General features: G+C 41.9%; 1 pseudogene. It reads left to right on the top strand.

Annotated elements, in window-relative coordinates:
• Positions 1-635 (top strand): annotated as a pseudogene (locus AC3G7N_RS21465) (multicopper oxidase domain-containing protein); the annotation flags it as partial.

Genomic DNA, 635 nt, shown 5'->3' with positions numbered 1-635 from the left:
GATCTTATTACGAGGTGCGAATGGAAGAGTTTAAGCAAAAGTTGCATAGGGACTTAAGGCCAACGCGGTTATGGGGATACAATCGCCAGTTCCCGGGACCTACATTTGATGTCAAACAGGGCGAACCAATACAGGTGAAATGGATGAATAATTTGCCATCAAGACATATCCTTCCAGTTGATCGGTCCATTCACGAAGTAGCACAACATCCGGAAGTACGGACAGTTACTCATTTGCATGGCAGCAAGTGATGGTTATCCAGAGGCTTGGTTTACAAAAGACTTTAAAAAAGTGGGACCATTTTTTAAAAGGGAGGTTTATGAATATCCGAACAGGCAGCGGGCCACAATGCTTTGGTACCATGATCACTCCATGGGGATTACAAGATTAAATATGTATGCAGGACTCGCCGGTGCATATATAATCCGCAACGAACAGGAAAAATTATTGAAATTACCAAAAGGAAAATATGAAATCCCCCTCGTGATTCAGGATCGTTCATTCAATGATGATGGGTCCCTGTCATATCCAAGACAACCAGCAGATCCAGCAGATAACTTACCTAACCCCTCAATTACACCATTCTTTCTTGGTGATAAAATAATCGTGAATGGAAAAGTATGGCCATATTTTGA

This window comes from Virgibacillus carmonensis (assembly GCF_057836705.1).
This window is presented reverse-complemented; position numbering and strand designations above follow the sequence as displayed.